The organism is Pontibacter sp. HSC-14F20 (genome assembly GCF_019599265.1).
Taxonomy (GTDB): Bacteria; Bacteroidota; Bacteroidia; order Cytophagales; family Hymenobacteraceae; genus Pontibacter.
Genome location: NZ_JAHZTC010000014.1, coordinates 81,028 through 98,242, shown reverse-complemented (window position 1 = coordinate 98,242; position 17,215 = coordinate 81,028). Strand labels below are relative to the sequence as shown.

Genomic DNA, 17,215 nt, shown 5'->3' with positions numbered 1-17,215 from the left:
ACAGCAATGAGATGCTTTAAGATAAGCACTTGCTATACCTGCCCTGATACGGCACGCTAAAACAACTCCCCCTGCACGGCCTGCACAAACTTTTTGGGTGGCTTGATGTCGAGCCCACATACCTTGTTTAGTTTCTCGATCAGGTACGTGGCCAGCTCGGGCGAGGTGGTATTGTCAGGTTCGTGCACGAAAAAGTAAAGTTGCTGCAATCCGGCATCGAGCCATACCTTAATTCTGGCTACCCAGTCATCGATGCGGGTATAATCGGTGGGGTGCAGGCCGTTGCCCACAAAACGCACCATAGCCGTTGGGGTGGTCAGGCGCATGTGCAGCACGTCGCGCCGGCCTGACACATCAGTAAGCACGGTGCTCACGCGGTATTTCTCCAGTACTTCAAACAGCTCCAGCGAGGCCACATTGTCCACAAACCAATCAGGATGGCGCAGCTCTACGGCGAGCGGCACACTTTCAGGTATGTACTGCACAAATTTTTCAAGGTCTTTCAGCTGATTAGGGACAAAGTAAGGCGGTAGCTGCAGAAAAGAGCAACCCAACTTATCTTCCAGTCCGGCGATGGCTTCACAAAAAGTGGCAGTCAAATCGAGGGAGCTCACAAGCGGACCTTCGTGGCTGATGAGTTGCGGGAATTTGGGGCAGAAGGTAAATCCCTGTGGCACAGAATTCCGCCACCGCTCAATGGTATCCGGGCCGGGTACGTGGTAGTGCGTGCTGTTGAGCTCAATGGTGTTAAACTGCTTGCCATACCACAATAGCGACTCCTTTTCCTTCATGCCAGCCGGGTAGTATTCGCCCACCCACGGTTTGTTTACCCAAACGGGCAAGCCGATGTATACCTTCGCTTTTTCCTTAACCCCTGTCTTATACCTGTTTAGCAAAGGCAGCGTGTCAGGATGGTCAGGCGGAAGTGTGAAGTCAACGCGGTTGATATCGGAGAGTTTTCCAAAGTCCATGGTACTATGCTTTTATAAAGTATACGCTTTGGCAGAATTTTGGGACCAAACAAAATATACCGTCAAAAGTTCCCGTTTAACATCCAGCTACGACAGAAAAGCAAAATATTTTTCGTCTGTGGCTGATTAATTAATCGCTATAGTAAGATATGAAAATATGCTCATATAAGCTAAAAAAAGGCTTTTTGTCATTACATCACTTATAGCGGCTTTATGAGGCTGCGTGTATCCCCCTATACCTAAAGCTGTGATACAGCGTATAAGACCTTGTTTTCAAAATTTTCCGTAACTTTGCGGATTCACCAACCAAAAACTATATGAAGAACAATAGAAAGTGCTTTATCTTAACAGTAATCATTTTTCTATTTATCGGAGTTAGTCAACCAACTTTCGCACAAAGCAACGACAAAACCCAAATCGGATCTGCCTCCTGGTACGGCAGCAAATATCACGGTAGAAAAACCAGCAGCGGCGAGCGCTACAACAAAAACGACATGACCGCCGCGCACAAAACACTTCCCTTCGGCACGATGGTTAAAGTGACCAATCCCGCCAACGACGAATCTGTTGTACTGCGCATCAACGACCGCGGCCCTTTTGTAGGCAACCGCATTATTGACGTGTCAGAGGCAGCCGCCCGCAAACTAGGTATACACACGGCAGGAGTAGCCAAAGTAAAGGTAGAGGTGCTTGATAAGAGCGAAGTAGCTGCTGCAACAGCAGAAGCCAAACCAAGTGCCTTCACCATTCAAATGGCTGCCAGCCAAAAGCAGGCCGAGGAACTTAGCCGCAAACTCAAAGCTTTTGACAAGCACTTGTCGCTAGATATAGCTAAGGAGCGCGTGAATGGCCGTGAAGTTGTACGGGTAAATGCTGGTAAATTCACCAGCAAAAACGAAGCTGAGGCATTCAATGAGTTACTCAAAGAAGAGGGCCTGGCTGGCAAGGTTAGCGAAGCCTAAACGACTAATAGATTACTGATAAGCAGGAAGCGGAGGACCATAGCGGTCTTCCGCTTTTTTGGTTTTACGGGCTTTGCCTGGCTCCTTATTAAACCTTCTCCATTTCCTCCGTTCTAAAAGCCAGGCCGCTATTTTTATAGAAGGATACACCTGCTTCATCTATAAAAACCTGCTATACGGCTTATAACTTGCACCTGTACTTTGATTTACGATTGTAATTACCTAAACTTAGTTACCTAAAACTATACTTCTCTAAACCTTAACTTAAAAGAACTTGAAAAGACGTCATTTTATCGAGCTATCGGCGCTCGGGTTCGGCGGGCTCATGATGCCCTCCATACCTGTTTTCGGCGATATCATCTCACCCGAGAGAGCGCTGGAACAGGTAGACCCGGCCTTAAAAAAGCGACTGGCAGATGTAGCTTTGAACACAGCCAAGTCAAACGGTGCCTCCTATGCCGACGTGCGTATAGGCCGCTACCTGCAGCAATATGTTTTCACGCGTGAAAAGCAGGTGCAGAACATCGTAAACGCCGAGTCTTATGGTGTGGGTGTTCGGGTGCTGGCCAACGGTACCTGGGGCTTTGCCGCTACTTCGGATGTAACAGACAAAGGTATAGCCCAGGCAGCTCAGCAGGCCGTAGCCATTGCCAAAGCCAACTCCAAGCTGCAGAAAGAGCCGGTAAGGCTCGCGCCAGTGAATAGCTACGGCGAGGTAAGCTGGAAAACGCCGATCGAAAGAAACGCATTTGAGGTTCCGATTAATGAGAAGGCAGACCTGCTTCTGGCCGCCAACGCCAAGGCACTGGAGAACGGGGCCAGCTTTGTGAACTCTGCACTCTTCCAGGTAAACGAACAGAAATACTTCGCTTCCACCGATGGTTCTTATATCGACCAGGACATCCATCGCATCTGGCCAAACTTTACGGTAACGGCCGTAGACAAAGCCAGCGGTAAGTTCAGAACCCGCGAGGCCCTGAGCGCTCCAATGGGCATGGGCTGGGAATACATGGTGCCAAAAGCTGGGGAGAAAATAAAAGGACCGGAAGGCACAGGCCTGACCGGCTACCGCTACGCCTACGACATGCTCGAAGACGCCGCCCTGGCCGCTAAACAAGCCAAAGAAAAGTTAACAGCCAAGTCAGTGGCAGCCGGCAAGTACGACCTTATCCTGGATCCGAACCACCTTGGCCTGACCATTCACGAATCTGTGGGTCATCCGCTGGAGCTCGACCGTGTACTCGGCTACGAAGCCAATTACGCTGGTACCTCCTTCGCCACGCTTGACAAGTGGAAATCCAAAAACTTCAAATACGGCTCCGATAAGGTGCACATCTTCGCTGACAAGACCCAGAAGGGCTCACTTGGCCTGGTTGGTTGGGACGATGAAGGCGTGAAGACCAAGCAGTGGGACCTGATTAAAGACGGTGTGCTGGTGAATTATCAGGCCATCCGTGACCAGGCGCACATCATCAACGAGCCGGAATCGCATGGCTGCTGCTATGCCGATAACTGGAGTTCTGTACAGTTCCAGCGTATGCCAAACGTATCGCTGGCGCCGGGCAAACAGAAGATGAACGTAGACCAGCTTATTTCAGGCGTCGACAAGGGCATTTACATCGCCGGGCGTGGCTCTTACTCCATTGACCAGCAGCGCTACAACTTCCAGTTTGGCGGCACGGCGTTCTACGAGATCAGCAAAGGCAAGATTGTAGGTATGCTGGAGGATGTGGCTTACCAAAGCAACACGCAAGAGTTCTGGAACTCCTGTGCAGGCTCATGCGATGAGAGTGACTACCGTCTGTTTGGTTCGTTCTTCGACGGCAAAGGCCAGCCAAGTCAGGTAAGCGCCGTATCGCACGGCTCTGCCCACACCCGCTTCAATGGTGTGAACGTGATCAATACCGCGCGCAAAATTTAGCGCGAGTAACGAGTTCTGAGTTCTGAGTCTTGAGTTATACCTGAAATATGGCTGAGAGTATAGTTGCTGCCAAGTCTTATAGTTTCGCTTTGCGTGTCATTAAACTATACAAGCACCTTACTCAGGAGCAACGTGAGTTTGTACTCGCAAAGCAAGTTTTAAGAAGCGGGACATCTATTGGAGCTAATGTAGAGGAAGCACTAGGCGGACAAAGCAAAGCTGACTTCAGGCATAAATTAGCGATTGCGCTGAAGGAGGCGCGGGAAACCAGCTATTGGCTGCGCCTACTCAAAGATTCAGAATTCATTAAACCAGATGCCTTCAACAGCATCCATGGCGAATGTCACGAACTAATCAAAATGCTAAGGAGCATCATCCTGACCTCCCAGCAAAAAGAAAGTAACTCGTGACTCAGAACTCGAGACTCAGAACTGAGAAAGTAAAGCAGTTTGAAATTAAAACAAGAAGCTAAAAAAAATGGCAATATATACCAGAGAACAAGCAGAGGCTTTGCTGAAAAAGGCTTTGGCTTACTCAAAAGCCGACGAGTGTGAGATCACGCTGACCGGCTACAATGGCGGCAACATCCGCTATGCTCGAAACGAAGTGTCTACGAGCGGGGCCGAGGAAAATGTGGCTCTGTCGGTAGAGTCACGCTTCGGCAAACGCTCCGGCGTGGCTACGATCAACGAGTTTGACGATGCATCGCTGAAAAAAGTAATTAGTCGTGCCGAGGAAATCGCCCGCATTGCGCCCGAAAGTCCGGAGTATGTGCCCATGCTGGGGCCTCAGAAGTACGTTACAACCAAGGCACACTTCGACTCTACTGCTAAAATTGACCCCGCTTACCGTGCCGATGCAGCTGCCAGGAGTATAAAAGCAGCTGCCGACAAAGGCCTGACCGCAGCGGGTTTCCTGGAGCACTCAAACAGCTTCATGGCTCGCCTCAACTCCAAAGGACTCTTTGCTTATCATCCGTCTACTGTAGTCGACTTCTCGGTAACGATGCGTACCGAAGATGGTACAGGTTCGGGCTACGTGACGCAGGATTTTAGTGATGTGAGCAAACTCGATACAGGCAGTGCCTCTCAGATAGCGGCCAGCAAAGCGGTAAACTCCCGCAACGCCAAAGCCCTGGAGCCGGGCAAGTATACTGTTATTCTGGAGCCGGCTGCTTCCATTGACCTGCTTCAGAACATGTTCCGCAACATGGATCAGCGAAACGCCGAAGAAGGCCGAAGCTTCCTGAGCAAGCCTGACGGCAAGACCAAACTGGGCGAGAAGCTGGTCGACGAGCGCATCACGGTTTACTCTGACCCAGCACACCCTGAAATTCCGTCTGCTCCGTTTGCCGGTGATGGCCGTCCCCGCGAGAAGACCACTTGGGTTGAGAAAGGCGTTATCAAGAACCTGTACAACTCCCGTTTCTGGGCTGAGAAAACCGGTGCCAAATCCGTACCGAGCCCAGGCGGCATGGTGATGGAAGGCGGCAACCAGACGCTCGAAGACATGATCAAGAGCACCAAACGCGGTATCCTGGTAACGCGCCTATGGTATATCCGCTCCGTAGATCCGCAAACGCTACTCTACACCGGCCTTACCCGCGACGGTACCTTCTACATCGAGAACGGCAAAATCCAGTACCCGGTGAAGAACTTCCGTTTCAACGAGAGTCCGATCATCATGCTCAACAACCTGGAGGCTTTAGGTCGTCCGCAGCGTATCAACGGCAACCTCGTACCGCCGATGAAGATCCGCGACTTCACCTTCACCAGCTTGTCTGACGCGGTGTAAGCAATATAACCTATACCTGAATGCCGTATGCAAAAGTGTACGGCATTCATTTTACAAATAACTCGAGACTCATAACTCAGAACTCCAAGTTGCAACCTTTCACCTTCGTCCGACTGCAATACCGCTCCGGCAACTGGGATACTGACCCACGTATGCCGAGCAATCTGTTGCATTCGCTCATCGAGTACACTACGGTGAAGGTGAACGAGCAGGAGAAAATTATACCTTTAGATAGTGCCGAGCTGTTCAACTATCCCTTCAGCTACATGAGTGGCCACCGGCTGGTGCAGTTTAACCAAAAGGAGCGGCAGAATTTCGAGACCTATGTGCGCAACGGCGGCTTTGTGTTTGTAGACGACTGCAACCACGATATCGACGGGCTTTTTGCACGGTCGTTTGAGGAGCAGATGAAGCAGATATTCGGGCAAGCTGCGCTGAAAAAAATTCCCAATAACCATAAGCTCTACCGCAGCTTCTTCACTTTCGACGATGGTCCGCCTACTACGTCATTCGAGCTCAACGGCTGGGGCGACGACCTGGTACACGATTATCTGAAAGCGATTGAAATCAACGGTAGAATTGCGGTACTCTACAGCAACAAAGACTACGGCTGCGAGTGGGATTACGACTTCCGTAACAAGCGCTGGTTGGCAGAGGACAATACCAAGTTTGGAGTGAATATAATAATGTATGCACTGACGAGCTAAACAACAAAGACCTCGCAGAGTTGCTCCTGCAAGCATCTAAAAGACTACCAAAGTCATCACAAAGTAGAAAATGACTGAACAAGACATTAACCAACTCCTCGGCAAGCTGCCACAGCTCAAGCAGGAGATACAGAAAGTGATCGTAGGGCAGGAGGAAGTGCTCGACGAGGTGCTGATCACACTGCTGGCGGGCGGTCATGGCTTGCTCGAAGGTGTGCCAGGACTCGCAAAAACCTTGCTGGTACGCACTTTATCCAACACCATGGACCTGAGTTTCCGCCGCATCCAGTTCACGCCGGACCTTATGCCAACTGACATCCTCGGCACCGAGGTGCTGGAAGAGGACCATGCCACCGGAAAGCGCTTCTTCAAGTTCAACGAGGGACCGATATTCGCTAACATTGTGTTGGCCGACGAGATCAACCGGACGCCGCCCAAAACGCAAGCAGCACTGCTGGAGGCGATGCAGGAGTACGAAGTGACTTACGCAGGAACTACCTATACCTTGCCAAAGCCTTTCTTCCTGCTGGCAACCCAAAACCCAATCGAGCAGGCCGGCACCTACCCGCTTCCTGAAGCGCAGTTAGACCGCTTTCTGCTCTACATCAAAATAAAATACCCTACGGAACTGGAGGAGCTGAACATCCTCACCAGCACCACCGGCACGCGGCAGTCACAGGTATACCCGGCCATTTCGGGGGAGGAAATACTGCAACTGCGGCAACTCGTGCGGGAGGTGAGCATCAGCGATGAACTGCTGACTTACGTGAACCAACTGGTTAGGGCCACACGTCCTGACACGACTTCGAGTGAGCACATCAAAAGCTATGTGCGCTGGGGAGCGGGCCCGCGGGCGGGGCAGGCGCTTATCCTGACATCCAAAGCGAGGGCTTTGCTACAGGGGCGATTTGCTGTAACGGCCGCCGACGTGCAAACCATGGCCTATCCGGTGTTGCGCCACCGCATATTGGTCAACTTTACAGCCGAGGCCGAGCGCATCTCCCCGGACAAAGTGGTAGAAGAGTTGCTCCTCCACATTGCACTACCTAAAGCAGTGCTGGTATAGGTATAGCAGTATTGAGCCTCCTGCTGCCGAAGTAGCACAAACATTGGTTGCGGCTACTCCACCTGGCAAAAGAAACTGAAAACAAATGGAAGAAATAGAAAACGTAAAACTAACAGAGGCAGGCACGCAACTCCTGAAAAGGATTGTAGGAGAGCGAATCTGTTATTTCTTCACTGATAATATAAAAATACAGGCTGTCGGCGGCAAAGTTACCTACTGGGCGTCCGAGTTTGCCATCGGCTTAACCAAAAACAAACAGGATCACCGCTTTATCAACATCAGTGCTGACTACAAGCTGACACCGCACTCATCTACAACGTTTTACGAATTTGAAATAGAAGAAAGCCGGATGCCGCTCCGCTGTGAGAAACTGCTACAATCAGGTCAGCATTCCGAGATACGCGTGCTATCAACCCCGGTATTGTTGATCGAGGTATACCAGGACTGGAACCAGGAGATGGACGAAGCTATTCATTACGACGCAGCCATAGTGCTGTATACTGACACGCAGAAGTACATGCTGAAAGTGCGCAAAGAACTGATCGGCGGTGTGGATATTCTACTGGATGAAGCCACAATAGATGCAGAATTAGTCGATCTGAAACTACGCCAGAGTTTGGTTTAACAGCAGCATTTCATGTCACAAACAGAGCATAAGTTTATCGATCCGAAAGTGCTGGCCACGATCAAGGACCTTCCACTGCTGGCTAAAACGGTGGTGGAAGGATTTCTGAGCGGCCAGAACCAGAGCATCCGGCGGGGAGCAGGACTGGAATTCAGCCAGTACCGCAGCTACCAGCCCGGAGACGACCTGCGCCAACTCGACTGGAAAATGTTTGCCCGCTCCGACCGCTACTATATCCGGGAAGCCGAAGTGGACACCAATATCACCGTGCGCTTTATTGTGGACAGCAGTGCTTCGATGGCGCATGAGGACGAAAACGGGCTCACCAAAATGGACTATGCCCGCTTTCTGGTGGCCTCACTCGCATACCTGGCTACTACACAAGGCGATGCTGTGGGTTTATACGTGCTGCATGAGCAGCAACTGATTAACCTGACGCCCCGCTCCGACAATATGCACCTGCAGCGCTTTTGGCACCAGTTAGCCGAGATCAAACCCAGTGGCCGCTTCCCGGATGCCGATACAGCCACTAATATGTTATCGGGTCGCCCGCAGAAGGAGCTGACTGTGTTTGTGACCGACCTATATGAGCACGAGCATGAGATAACAGACCTGCTTTACAAACTGGGTGCACAGCGGCACGAGTTATTATTATGTCATTTGATGAGCCGCAATGAGTTGGATTTTAAGTTTGAAGGCACACTGACATTCGAGGATCTGGAAACGGGTCAGACCATGCAGGTAGGGACTGCCGAGCAGCGCAAGACATACCTGACCAAGCTGCAGGACTGGCTCCAGCAAACCGAAAAAGCCATGCGCAACCGCCAGATTACTTACGATCGCTTCGTGACCGATGAGCCGCTGGACAAGGTCTTAAGGGCATTCTTAAAGAACAGACTCGTTGTAGGTTAGTTTTGAATGAGAGAATGAGTGATTGTATGCTTATTAAAACAATGAAAGATAACTTTTCCGGACACGCTGCTGACTATGCCAGGTATAGGCCCACGTACCCGCAGGAGCTGATTGCGCATCTGGCAGGTATAGCGCCAGCCCGGCAGCTGGCCTGGGATTGCGCCACGGGTAACGGACAGGTAGCAGCTATGCTCGCACCGCTCTTCAGCCAGGTTATAGCTACTGACATCAGTGAGAATCAGCTGAAGAATGCAGTGCAGTTGCCCAACGTTAGCTATAGAGTAGAGCAGGCGGAGAAGTCCTCGCTTGCTGACCAGTCTGTAGACCTGATCGTGGTGGCGCAGGCGGTGCACTGGTTTGATTTTGATCAATTTTATCAGGAGGTGAAGCGGGTACTCAAGCCAGGCGGTTTGATCGCGGTGATCGGGTATGGCCTGCTTAAAACACATCCTTCACTGGATAAGGTAATAGAACATTTCTACAGCGGTGTACTCGAAGGTTATTGGGATCCGGAGCGCAATTACCTCGACGAAGGCTACCGCACCATTTCTTTTCCTTTTGAGGAGATTATGTTGCCAAAATTCAGCAGCAGCTATACCTGGACATCCGACGACCTGATCGGTTATCTGAATACCTGGTCGGCGGTGAAACACTATGAGAAGCAGCAAGGCCACAACCCGGTGCAGCAGGTAGAGCAGCAACTCCGGGAGGCTTTTGAGGGCGAGACAGCCACTGTTACATTTGAAATTCTAACCAGAGTAGGCAAAATACATCATTCCTAAACTCAAAAATCCGCTCATTCTAAACTCACTTGACTTTCCTTTCCCCATATTGGCTACTGGCAGCGTCGGCGATACTGGTCCCGATCGCGATCCACCTGTGGAACAGGCGGCAGGGGAAGACTGTGAAAGTGGGAAGTCTGCGTTGGCTGGAGCCGTCGGCGAGCAAATGCTGGAGCAGTATTAAGTTGAACGACATCTGGCTTTTGGTGCTGCGTTGCTGCATCCTTTTACTCCTGGCAGGAGCTTTGGCAAAACCGGTATGGGAAGGAAACCCAAACGCTCAGCAGGCCAATAAAGCGGTGTTCATCAGTCAAGAATTGTTGTATAGCGCCTCCCTCCGCGACATTAAACAGACGGTAGATGCCCTACTACAACGCGGTTATACCTTGCACCGCTATACCCCGGACTTTGAGGCTATACCTGTAGAAGCCTGGCAGGCGCTTAGTAGCAACCCGATAGACTCTGTTGTGAGTAGTGGTCATCACTGGGGCTTACTGCCCGCTCTGGCGCAGCGGTATGATCAGCAGCAAGATAGCGTCTGGCTTTTCACCTCCGCCCAACAGCGGCACTTTCAGGGTTCGCCAACCACACTGCAGGAGAACATCCGCTGGGTACCGGTGGCACTGGAAAGCACCACTAACTGGGCACAAGCTGCTTATACCTTAAACCCTGATAGTCTCTTACTTATCTCGGGCCAAAGTAATCGCGAAGGCACTAAATTTAATGCTACCAAAGTAGCTGCTCTTGCCCGGGAGGCAAACATTAACGGCAGTATGGTAAGCTTGGATATGCAGGGAGATTCTCTTACAACACAGTGGGGCAACAGCGTCTCGCAAGCGGTAGCCATACACAAAGAACCTCTCCGCATAGGTATAGCCCACGACGAAGCGCAACAAAAAGAGGTGCAGTATCTTCAGGCAGCCGTGCAGGCGATCAGTCGCTATACAGGTATACCCATTGAAACGCACCTGATCACTTCCGCCGACCAACCCGACACTTCTGCCAACTGGTTATTCTGGCTGAGTAGTGGAGAAGCACCAGACTCTTGGCTAGAGCAGGTGCAGGAAAAAGGCAGCAAACTGTGGGTGCAGCCAGCTTCGGAGCCTGAGCCTATTACTGCGCAGTTGGCTTCGGCAGGTATAGAGAAGATCAGGATAAAGCAGCTCTCTGCAGGTATAGCGAACAGCAAGGCAGGTGTAAATCTAAGCGAAGCGAGTATCGTGTGGCAGACTTCCGTTGGAGAACCCCTGCTTTTTATGGAGCAGTTTGGTTTGGGAAAGGTTTATCATTTCAGAAGCGCATTTGGTCCGGCCTGGAGCCAACTGGGGCAGAGTGCGCAGCTGCCGGAACTTTTGCTGCCTTTGCTTTTGCCACAGCCAGCCGCCAGCCGGTACGATGCCCGGGCTTTGGATGAAACACAACTGAAGTCAACCGTAACCCAGCCGGTCAGCATAAAAGACAAGTCGGAAAAACAACAGTTTAGCCTGATACCTTGGCTGATATTGCTGGCTTTTCTGTTATTTATAGCAGAGCGATTGATCACCAGTAAACGAAAAACCACCTGATGCAGAACAGCCTCCATACCTTGCAGCGTATCCGCCGGGAGTACATCCGGGCGAAGGGTTGGCTGTATACCTTGCAGGCGCTGGCTGTGGCCTTGGTGGGTGCTGCCATCCTGTATAAATGGCGACTGGAGGTGCCTTTGCTGGCTGGTTTGGCTATCCTGACAATTGTAGCCGCTTTGGTATACCTGATTTGGGCATGGCGCAGCGTCCAAAAGACTACCCTGCAGCAGGTGGCCCGCCACCTTAATCGCACCTATCCGCAGCTCGAGGATAGCGCTGGACTTTTGCTTCGTCCTACTCCTGAACTCAACTTACTAGAGCGCCTGCAGCAGCAACGAGTGGCTAGCCAGATGCAGACCGCTATACCTGAAAAGCAGTCGGTTTTTCACCTGCACAAGAGGCCAACTTATGTTGCCTTAGGTATAGCCGTGCTCGTAGCAGCAGGTATAGCCGCACTGCCGGCCACCTCGGTGGCCGACGCCACAACAACCGCTCCTCTGCAACTCGACTTCCCCGACGCACCCGCAGCAGTGGCCGATACCGCTGTTACGATTGAGGAAATAAAGATCACTGTCACGCCGCCTGCCTACACCCGCCGCAAAGCCTATCAGGCCGAGCAGCCTAACCTGCGGGTGGAGCAGGGTGCCCGAGTGACGTGGCGCATCAAGACAAACCGCCCAGCCCGAAGTCTAACACTGGTGCTCAGCGAGGGAAAACCCATGGCGCTCTCCTCGCAAAATAGCGGCTATACCTTGTCGCGTACTTTTACAGAACCGGCGCTCTATCACATTGCTGTTAACGGACAAAAATCTGCTTACTATACCCTGGAGATTATACCTGACGAAGCCCCGACCATCCAGATCACGAAGCCGGAGCAGTACACGGAGATTCTGTTCGGCGACCCGCAACGTGTAACCATCCGGGCAGAATTATCAGACGACTACGGCCTGCGCGATGCGAATATGATTGCTACCGTGGCCAAAGGCTCGGGCGAGGCCGTGAAATTCAGGGAAGAGAAAATGAGCATTGGCTTTAGCGGGCAGCGTCGCAATTTCAGTGTGAACAAAACGATTGACCTGCAAAAGCTGGGCATGACCTACGGCGACGAGCTTTATTTTTATGTGCAGGCCTGGGACAATCACCGCGGATACACCCGCTCCGAGACCTATTTTGTGCAGATCGAGGACACGACCATCGTGGAGAGCATGGATGACCTGACCATGGGCGTGAACCCCGTGCCCGAGTATTTCCGCAGCCAGCGTCAGATCATCATCGACACCGAAAAGCTGATTAAAGAACAAAAGACACTGAGCCGGGCTGTATTTGAAGAGCGAGGCAACAACCTGGGTGTGGACCAGAAGCTTTTGCGGCTGCGCTACGGTAAATTTCTGGGTGAGGAGTTTGAGTCAGGTATAGGTCCGGGTGGCGGCATACCGGAGGGCGAAGAAGGCCACGGAGAAGAAGAGCATTTTACAGGCGACGGCCACGACCACCCCGAGTTCGAAGACGAGACCAGTGTAGAGGCCTTGCTCGACCCATACCTGCACAAGCACGATCAGGAGGAGGCTGCCACTTTCTTTGAGCCTGCCGTGAAAGCCAAATTGAAGGGCGCACTGGCCCAAATGTGGGAAGCTGAGCTGCGGCTGCGCACCCATCGTCCGAAAGAAGCCTTGCCTTACGAGTACAAGGCCCTGCGCATGCTCAAGGAAGTACAACAAAGCACCCGCGCCTACGCTGCCAAAACCGGTTTTGACGCACCGCCACTCAAAGAACCCGAAAAACGCCTGACAGGCGACCTTAGCAAAATAAAAGCTCCGACGGAGCGACGAACGATAGAAGCCGAAACCAAACTTCCTGACACCCGGCAGGCGCTGCAGTGGCTGGAGGAGCAAAAGCAGGGCAACAGGTATAGCCAGCAGGATGTGGCGCTACTGGAGCGGGCCGGGCAGGAACTGGCACAGGAGGCACTGACCAAACCTGGTCGCTACCTCCGCGCCATGCAAGACCTGCGCACTTTGATCGCCGACATCAACGCCAACCGTCCGCTTTGTTCTAATTGTTTGATAACGGTAGAACGGGCGTGGTACGAGCTTTTGCCACCAGCCAAGCCAGCGCCGCAGAAGCAGGGCACGACGAGGAGCAGGCTGGCAAAAAGTTATCTGGAGGAGTTGGAAGATTAATTAACCGGCAAAACTCACACTTAGCAGTAGAACCTGAAACTATAAAATGAGAAAATCTCTAATCACCATTTGCAGTGCGTTTTTCTTTATTTCTGGCTGCAATGATAACAAGCAACTCACCACAGAAAGCGTGGAACAAGCTCCTATTGTTGAAGAGAAGCAGTTATCCATATTAAATTACAAGAATGACTTTAAGTTTTCGGATTTAGACAGCTTCGCCATCGACTCTTTTAACTGGGAAAACCGAATAGGACAGTACAAGGAGCTCGACAGCACCAACTTTAAGCTAGTCTGGCAAAAGAGTGATAGGGTCTTCAATGGTACAGATTACGACCGCGACTATTTCTATTCGTGGCAGAACAGAAACCCAAATCTTATGGAGTTTACAGTTTTAACTCAGGATGAGAGCAGCTACTGTGACCTGCTACACTATCTGATTTATGATAAAAACGGAAAGGCCATTGATAGCTTTGTAGCGGCTGCCGGTTGCGGCGACGGTGGCTGGGGCCTGTACTCTTATGGTAAGTTTATTTCCGAAGACACCTACGAAGAAATAATGGTTGAAACCGAAATGGTAGAGATCGATTCAGTTACTAATACAGAAGTTGTGGAGGGCGACTCCACAGTTACACATTATCTAATCGCAACTGATGGACGAGTAACTAAAAAAGAGATTTCGAAAACCCCTATACGACGAATCTATAACTAGAGCCGCTATCCGTTCGATAGGTCACAGCCAACAATTAACCCCAACATTATCAATCCTGAAATTTTTAAAATCCTGATTCAGACAAATGACACCATACCTCCCATACCTCCTTGCTATTCCAGCTGCGCTTTTGCTCGGCTGGCTGGCGTGGCGTCGGCCTGACCGCAGGCGGCTGGTATGGCGGTTGTTGGCGAGTGCGGTGGCAGGTATAAGTCTGGTGCTGTTGCTTTTTCCGCCCAGCTACGAACGGGCACTCGACCCAGGCACCGCTATTTTGCTGACTGAAGGATATGAGGCTGATACATTGGATGCTTTGCTCGCCAGCATGGAGCCCAAACTGTTGGTCTATACCTATAAAATCAAAGCCCCAAAATCAGCCGCCATACCTGACTTGTATACCTTCTGGCAAGAGCAGCCACAGGTACAAACCGTGCATGTGCTGGGTTATGGTTTAGCGAAGCAGGAACTACAGGCGCTGCAAAACATCACTGTGATTCCGCATCTATCCGGTATTCCCACAGGTATAGCTACTGTCACGTGGCCAGAAATAATTACGCTGGGAGAGCAGGTTACAGTGGCGGGCCAATATACTCAGGTAGCCGATCAAACGACAACGCTATACCTGCAGGCCGCAGGGCAGGCGCAGGATTCTGTTACTTTAAAAGAAGCTGGTCAGCAAACTCTCCAGTTGCGCTATACCCCGAAGCAGGAAGGCCGCTATACCTATACCTTGGTTTCTAAATCAGGTGAGAAAGTGGATACGCTGGGCATGGTGCCGATAAAGGTAGATGCTGCCGCCAAACCTGCCGTGCTGCTCGTCTCGTCATTCCCGCTGTTCGAATTTAAGTTTCTGAAAAACCACCTCGGCCAGTTGCAGCACAAAGTGGCCTTGCGCAGCACCGTTAGCAAGGGGATGTACCAGAGCGAATGGCTCAACATGCCGCAAACTGACCTGAGCCGTATCACGCCCAAATTATTGCAGCAGTTTGATGTAGTGATGATAGAACCGCAGGCTTTGCAGGACCTCAGCAGCGGCGAAAGGGCAACTTTGCAACGGGCTGTTACCGAGGCCGGATTGGGTGTGCTGACCATCGCCGGCGAACAACTGGGCAACCGTACCACCGCCTTCTTCACCAATTTCCAAAACAAGCGCCTCTCGCAGCAGGATACCCGCAGCGCCCGCGCCAACTGGACAAATGGCACCACAGCCGGGGCTATACCTGTATCGCCCTATACCCTGGTGAGCAGCGAGGCCGTAACGGGGCTGATAGAAGAGCAAAGCAACAACCTTTTGGCAGCGGGCAGAAAAGCCGGCTGGGGCACGGTAGCCCTATCGGTGGTGCCGCAAACATTCAGCTGGCAGCTCGAAGGCAAGCAAAGCACCTACGCCAGCTACTGGGCACACTTGCTTTCGTCGGTAGCCAGGCGCGAAGTACAGGATAAATTCTGGCAAATTGCCAACCCGCAAGTGCCGCAGCTTCACCAACCAGTTATACTGAAGCTCACTGACTATACCTTATCAGAAGCTTCTGTTATACCTGTGGCAACTGTTCGTAGTACAGCCGACACAACACAAACAGGTATAGCACTACAGCAAAGCGTTCATCAACCAGAGGTATACGAAGGCACTTTCTGGCCACGCCGTTTGGGTTGGCATGTGGTGGAGTCAGCAGGTATAGAGCCGTTTTATTTTCTGGTGCAGGATACTTCGGCTTGGCGACATCAGGCTGTTCAGGAAAAACGGGAAGCGACTATGCGGTTTGCCTCGCAGCAACGAGACGCGGAAGTAACAAGCGCGACGGCCTATGCACAAGAGCAGATCCAGGCGATCTGGTTTTTCTTGCTCTTCGTGCTCAGCAGCGGGTTTTTGTGGCTGGAGGAGAAGCTGTAAATGCTCTTCTGATCCTGGGTCTTGTGTAAACTGTATTGCTGCAGGCCCTATTGACTATTTATCTTTCGACAGGTATAGCTTTCGCCGCAAAGGCATCCAGCAGCTGAATCAGGTCAGGTATACATTCCAGATTAAGAGTATGACCTACGTGGGGTAAAATTTCCAGTTCACCGTGCGGCAGTGACTGGTACATGGCGCGGCCCATTTCCGGGGTGCAAAGCATGTCTTCTTCGCCGTGCACCACCAGCACGGGCACCTGCACTTTTTTGAGCTCCTCCAAATAGTTGCCGCTCTCTTCGGTGGCACGTACCAGTTTGAGCAATCGGTCCGGGGTAGGACTCTGGCTCGTTTTGCTGTTTTTGAGGTTCTCTATCGTGATGATCGGGTTCAGGAAATAGGTGCGGCCCAGCACAAAAGGCAGCATCACGTCGAGCATCAGCGGGTAGCCGCCTGCCAGCAAAGCCTGTTTCCAGCTGGTACTGATACCGTCGAAATAAGCGTCTTTGAAAGGAAAAGTAGAAAGCAGTACCCCCCGCTGCACCAGTTCCGGATGTTTTACCAGAAAACGCTGCGCCACTGCGCCACCGTAGGATATACCGACCAGTATCGTGTCGGCAGGCAATTGCAAGTTCCTGAGCAGATCGGCCAGATCGGCGGCATGTTCTTCGAAGCTGCGGTGCTCCGGCGCTTCATCTGACTGCCCCTGAAACAGCAAATCTACCAGTACCAGTCTGTATTTTTTTCCCAGCGCATGCACCAGCCCCGCCCAGGCCGCCGTCGACTGCGACAGTCCGTTCAGGAAAACCATTGCCTGTGTGGCGTCAGCTCTTCCGTGCAGTTCGTAGTGTAGTTCCAGTCCGTCGGGTAGGCAATGTCGCATAGGTTATTTTGATTTTAAGGTATAGCGGTGATGGGTAAATCTAACCGAAAATTATGAAAGGCGCCGTTTGAGGTATAGCCAAATCGTATCTCTATCAGGTGCAGGCACAAATTTTCGTGGTCAACTTCTTATGAAAGCTGGTCATCTATACCTAGGCTACTCATCCTGCAGGTATAACTTGTGGGCTTTCTCTAGGCTAGCTGGCAACCGACCTATACCTCATGCTCCCTGGCCATCGCTCTTCCGGATT

At 51.6% G+C, this 17,215-nt stretch carries 15 protein-coding genes; 13 read left to right on the top strand and 2 right to left on the bottom strand.

Annotated features, from left to right (window positions below; translation table 11 throughout):
• Positions 1 to 56: 56 nt before the first annotated feature.
• Entirely contained in the window at positions 57 to 971 is a 915-nt protein-coding gene (locus K3G39_RS14280; protein ID WP_220626852.1) for a DUF72 domain-containing protein, read from the bottom strand.
• A gap of 317 nt (positions 972 to 1,288) precedes the next feature.
• On the opposite strand from K3G39_RS14280, the gene K3G39_RS14275 reads away from it, so the two are divergent.
• The 13 genes from K3G39_RS14275 (at position 1,289) to K3G39_RS14215 (ending at position 16,085) form a co-directional block, all read left to right on the top strand.
• Complete coding sequence (locus K3G39_RS14275) at positions 1,289 to 1,933, top strand: septal ring lytic transglycosylase RlpA family protein (protein WP_220626851.1); 645 nt, start codon at positions 1,289 to 1,291, stop codon at positions 1,931 to 1,933.
• A 274-nt stretch (positions 1,934 to 2,207) separates the two neighbouring features.
• Entirely contained in the window at positions 2,208 to 3,854 is a 1,647-nt protein-coding gene (locus K3G39_RS14270) for a TldD/PmbA family protein (protein WP_220626850.1), read from the top strand.
• 47 nt (positions 3,855 to 3,901) lie between these two features.
• Positions 3,902 to 4,264: a four helix bundle protein gene (locus K3G39_RS14265; RefSeq protein ID WP_220626849.1), complete on the top strand. Its 363-nt coding sequence runs from the start codon at positions 3,902 to 3,904 to the stop codon at positions 4,262 to 4,264.
• A gap of 67 nt (positions 4,265 to 4,331) precedes the next feature.
• The gene (locus K3G39_RS14260) at positions 4,332 to 5,648 is read left to right on the top strand and encodes a TldD/PmbA family protein (protein ID WP_220626848.1); all 1,317 of its coding nucleotides are present in this window, start codon (positions 4,332 to 4,334) and stop codon (positions 5,646 to 5,648) included.
• A gap of 89 nt (positions 5,649 to 5,737) precedes the next feature.
• The gene (locus tag K3G39_RS14255) at positions 5,738 to 6,355 is read left to right on the top strand and encodes a DUF4159 domain-containing protein (RefSeq protein ID WP_220626879.1); all 618 of its coding nucleotides are present in this window, start codon (positions 5,738 to 5,740) and stop codon (positions 6,353 to 6,355) included.
• Between the two features lie 70 nt (positions 6,356 to 6,425).
• Complete coding sequence (locus K3G39_RS14250) at positions 6,426 to 7,421, top strand: MoxR family ATPase (protein WP_220626847.1); 996 nt, start codon at positions 6,426 to 6,428, stop codon at positions 7,419 to 7,421.
• An 85-nt stretch (positions 7,422 to 7,506) separates the two neighbouring features.
• Entirely contained in the window at positions 7,507 to 8,046 is a 540-nt protein-coding gene (locus K3G39_RS14245; protein WP_220626846.1) for a hypothetical protein, read from the top strand.
• Positions 8,047 to 8,058: 12 nt separating this feature from the next.
• Positions 8,059 to 8,958 carry a DUF58 domain-containing protein gene (locus K3G39_RS14240; RefSeq protein ID WP_220626845.1) on the top strand — a complete coding sequence of 300 codons (900 nt, stop codon included), beginning with the start codon at positions 8,059 to 8,061 and terminating at the stop codon, positions 8,956 to 8,958.
• 41 nt (positions 8,959 to 8,999) lie between these two features.
• Entirely contained in the window at positions 9,000 to 9,740 is a 741-nt protein-coding gene (locus K3G39_RS14235) for a class I SAM-dependent methyltransferase (protein ID WP_220626844.1), read from the top strand.
• A gap of 29 nt (positions 9,741 to 9,769) precedes the next feature.
• A complete protein-coding gene (locus K3G39_RS14230; RefSeq protein WP_220626843.1) occupies positions 9,770 to 11,305 on the top strand; it encodes a BatA domain-containing protein in 1,536 nt (511 codons plus the stop codon).
• A complete protein-coding gene (locus K3G39_RS14225) occupies positions 11,305 to 13,485 on the top strand; it encodes a DUF4175 domain-containing protein (protein ID WP_220626842.1) in 2,181 nt (726 codons plus the stop codon). Before K3G39_RS14230 ends, K3G39_RS14225 begins: the two co-directional genes overlap by 1 nt.
• Before the next feature lie 46 nt (positions 13,486 to 13,531).
• Complete coding sequence (locus K3G39_RS14220; RefSeq protein ID WP_220626841.1) at positions 13,532 to 14,194, top strand: hypothetical protein; 663 nt, start codon at positions 13,532 to 13,534, stop codon at positions 14,192 to 14,194.
• An 85-nt stretch (positions 14,195 to 14,279) separates the two neighbouring features.
• Positions 14,280 to 16,085 carry a hypothetical protein gene (locus tag K3G39_RS14215; protein WP_220626840.1) on the top strand — a complete coding sequence of 602 codons (1,806 nt, stop codon included), beginning with the start codon at positions 14,280 to 14,282 and terminating at the stop codon, positions 16,083 to 16,085.
• A gap of 58 nt (positions 16,086 to 16,143) precedes the next feature.
• Here K3G39_RS14215 and K3G39_RS14210 read toward each other — a convergent pair whose 3' ends face one another.
• Complete coding sequence (locus tag K3G39_RS14210) at positions 16,144 to 16,965, bottom strand: alpha/beta fold hydrolase (protein WP_220626839.1); 822 nt, start codon at positions 16,963 to 16,965, stop codon at positions 16,144 to 16,146.
• Positions 16,966 to 17,215 lie beyond the last annotated feature (250 nt).

Bases quoted from the DNA above. Each gene is read 5' to 3' on its own strand.
- K3G39_RS14280 (WP_220626852.1), bottom strand. From the start codon at position 971: ATGGACTTTGGAAAACTCTCCGATATCAACCGCGTTGACTTCACACTT.
- K3G39_RS14275 (WP_220626851.1), top strand. From the start codon at position 1,289: ATGAAGAACAATAGAAAGTGCTTTATCTTAACAGTAATCATTTTTCTA.
- K3G39_RS14265 (WP_220626849.1), top strand. From the start codon at position 3,902: ATGGCTGAGAGTATAGTTGCTGCCAAGTCTTATAGTTTCGCTTTGCGT.
- K3G39_RS14260 (WP_220626848.1), top strand. From the start codon at position 4,332: ATGGCAATATATACCAGAGAACAAGCAGAGGCTTTGCTGAAAAAGGCT.
- K3G39_RS14250 (WP_220626847.1), top strand. From the start codon at position 6,426: ATGACTGAACAAGACATTAACCAACTCCTCGGCAAGCTGCCACAGCTC.
- K3G39_RS14245 (WP_220626846.1), top strand. From the start codon at position 7,507: ATGGAAGAAATAGAAAACGTAAAACTAACAGAGGCAGGCACGCAACTC.
- K3G39_RS14240 (WP_220626845.1), top strand. From the start codon at position 8,059: ATGTCACAAACAGAGCATAAGTTTATCGATCCGAAAGTGCTGGCCACG.
- K3G39_RS14235 (WP_220626844.1), top strand. From the start codon at position 9,000: ATGAAAGATAACTTTTCCGGACACGCTGCTGACTATGCCAGGTATAGG.
- K3G39_RS14225 (WP_220626842.1), top strand. From the start codon at position 11,305: ATGCAGAACAGCCTCCATACCTTGCAGCGTATCCGCCGGGAGTACATC.
- K3G39_RS14220 (WP_220626841.1), top strand. From the start codon at position 13,532: ATGAGAAAATCTCTAATCACCATTTGCAGTGCGTTTTTCTTTATTTCT.
- K3G39_RS14215 (WP_220626840.1), top strand. From the start codon at position 14,280: ATGACACCATACCTCCCATACCTCCTTGCTATTCCAGCTGCGCTTTTG.
- K3G39_RS14210 (WP_220626839.1), bottom strand. From the start codon at position 16,965: ATGCGACATTGCCTACCCGACGGACTGGAACTACACTACGAACTGCAC.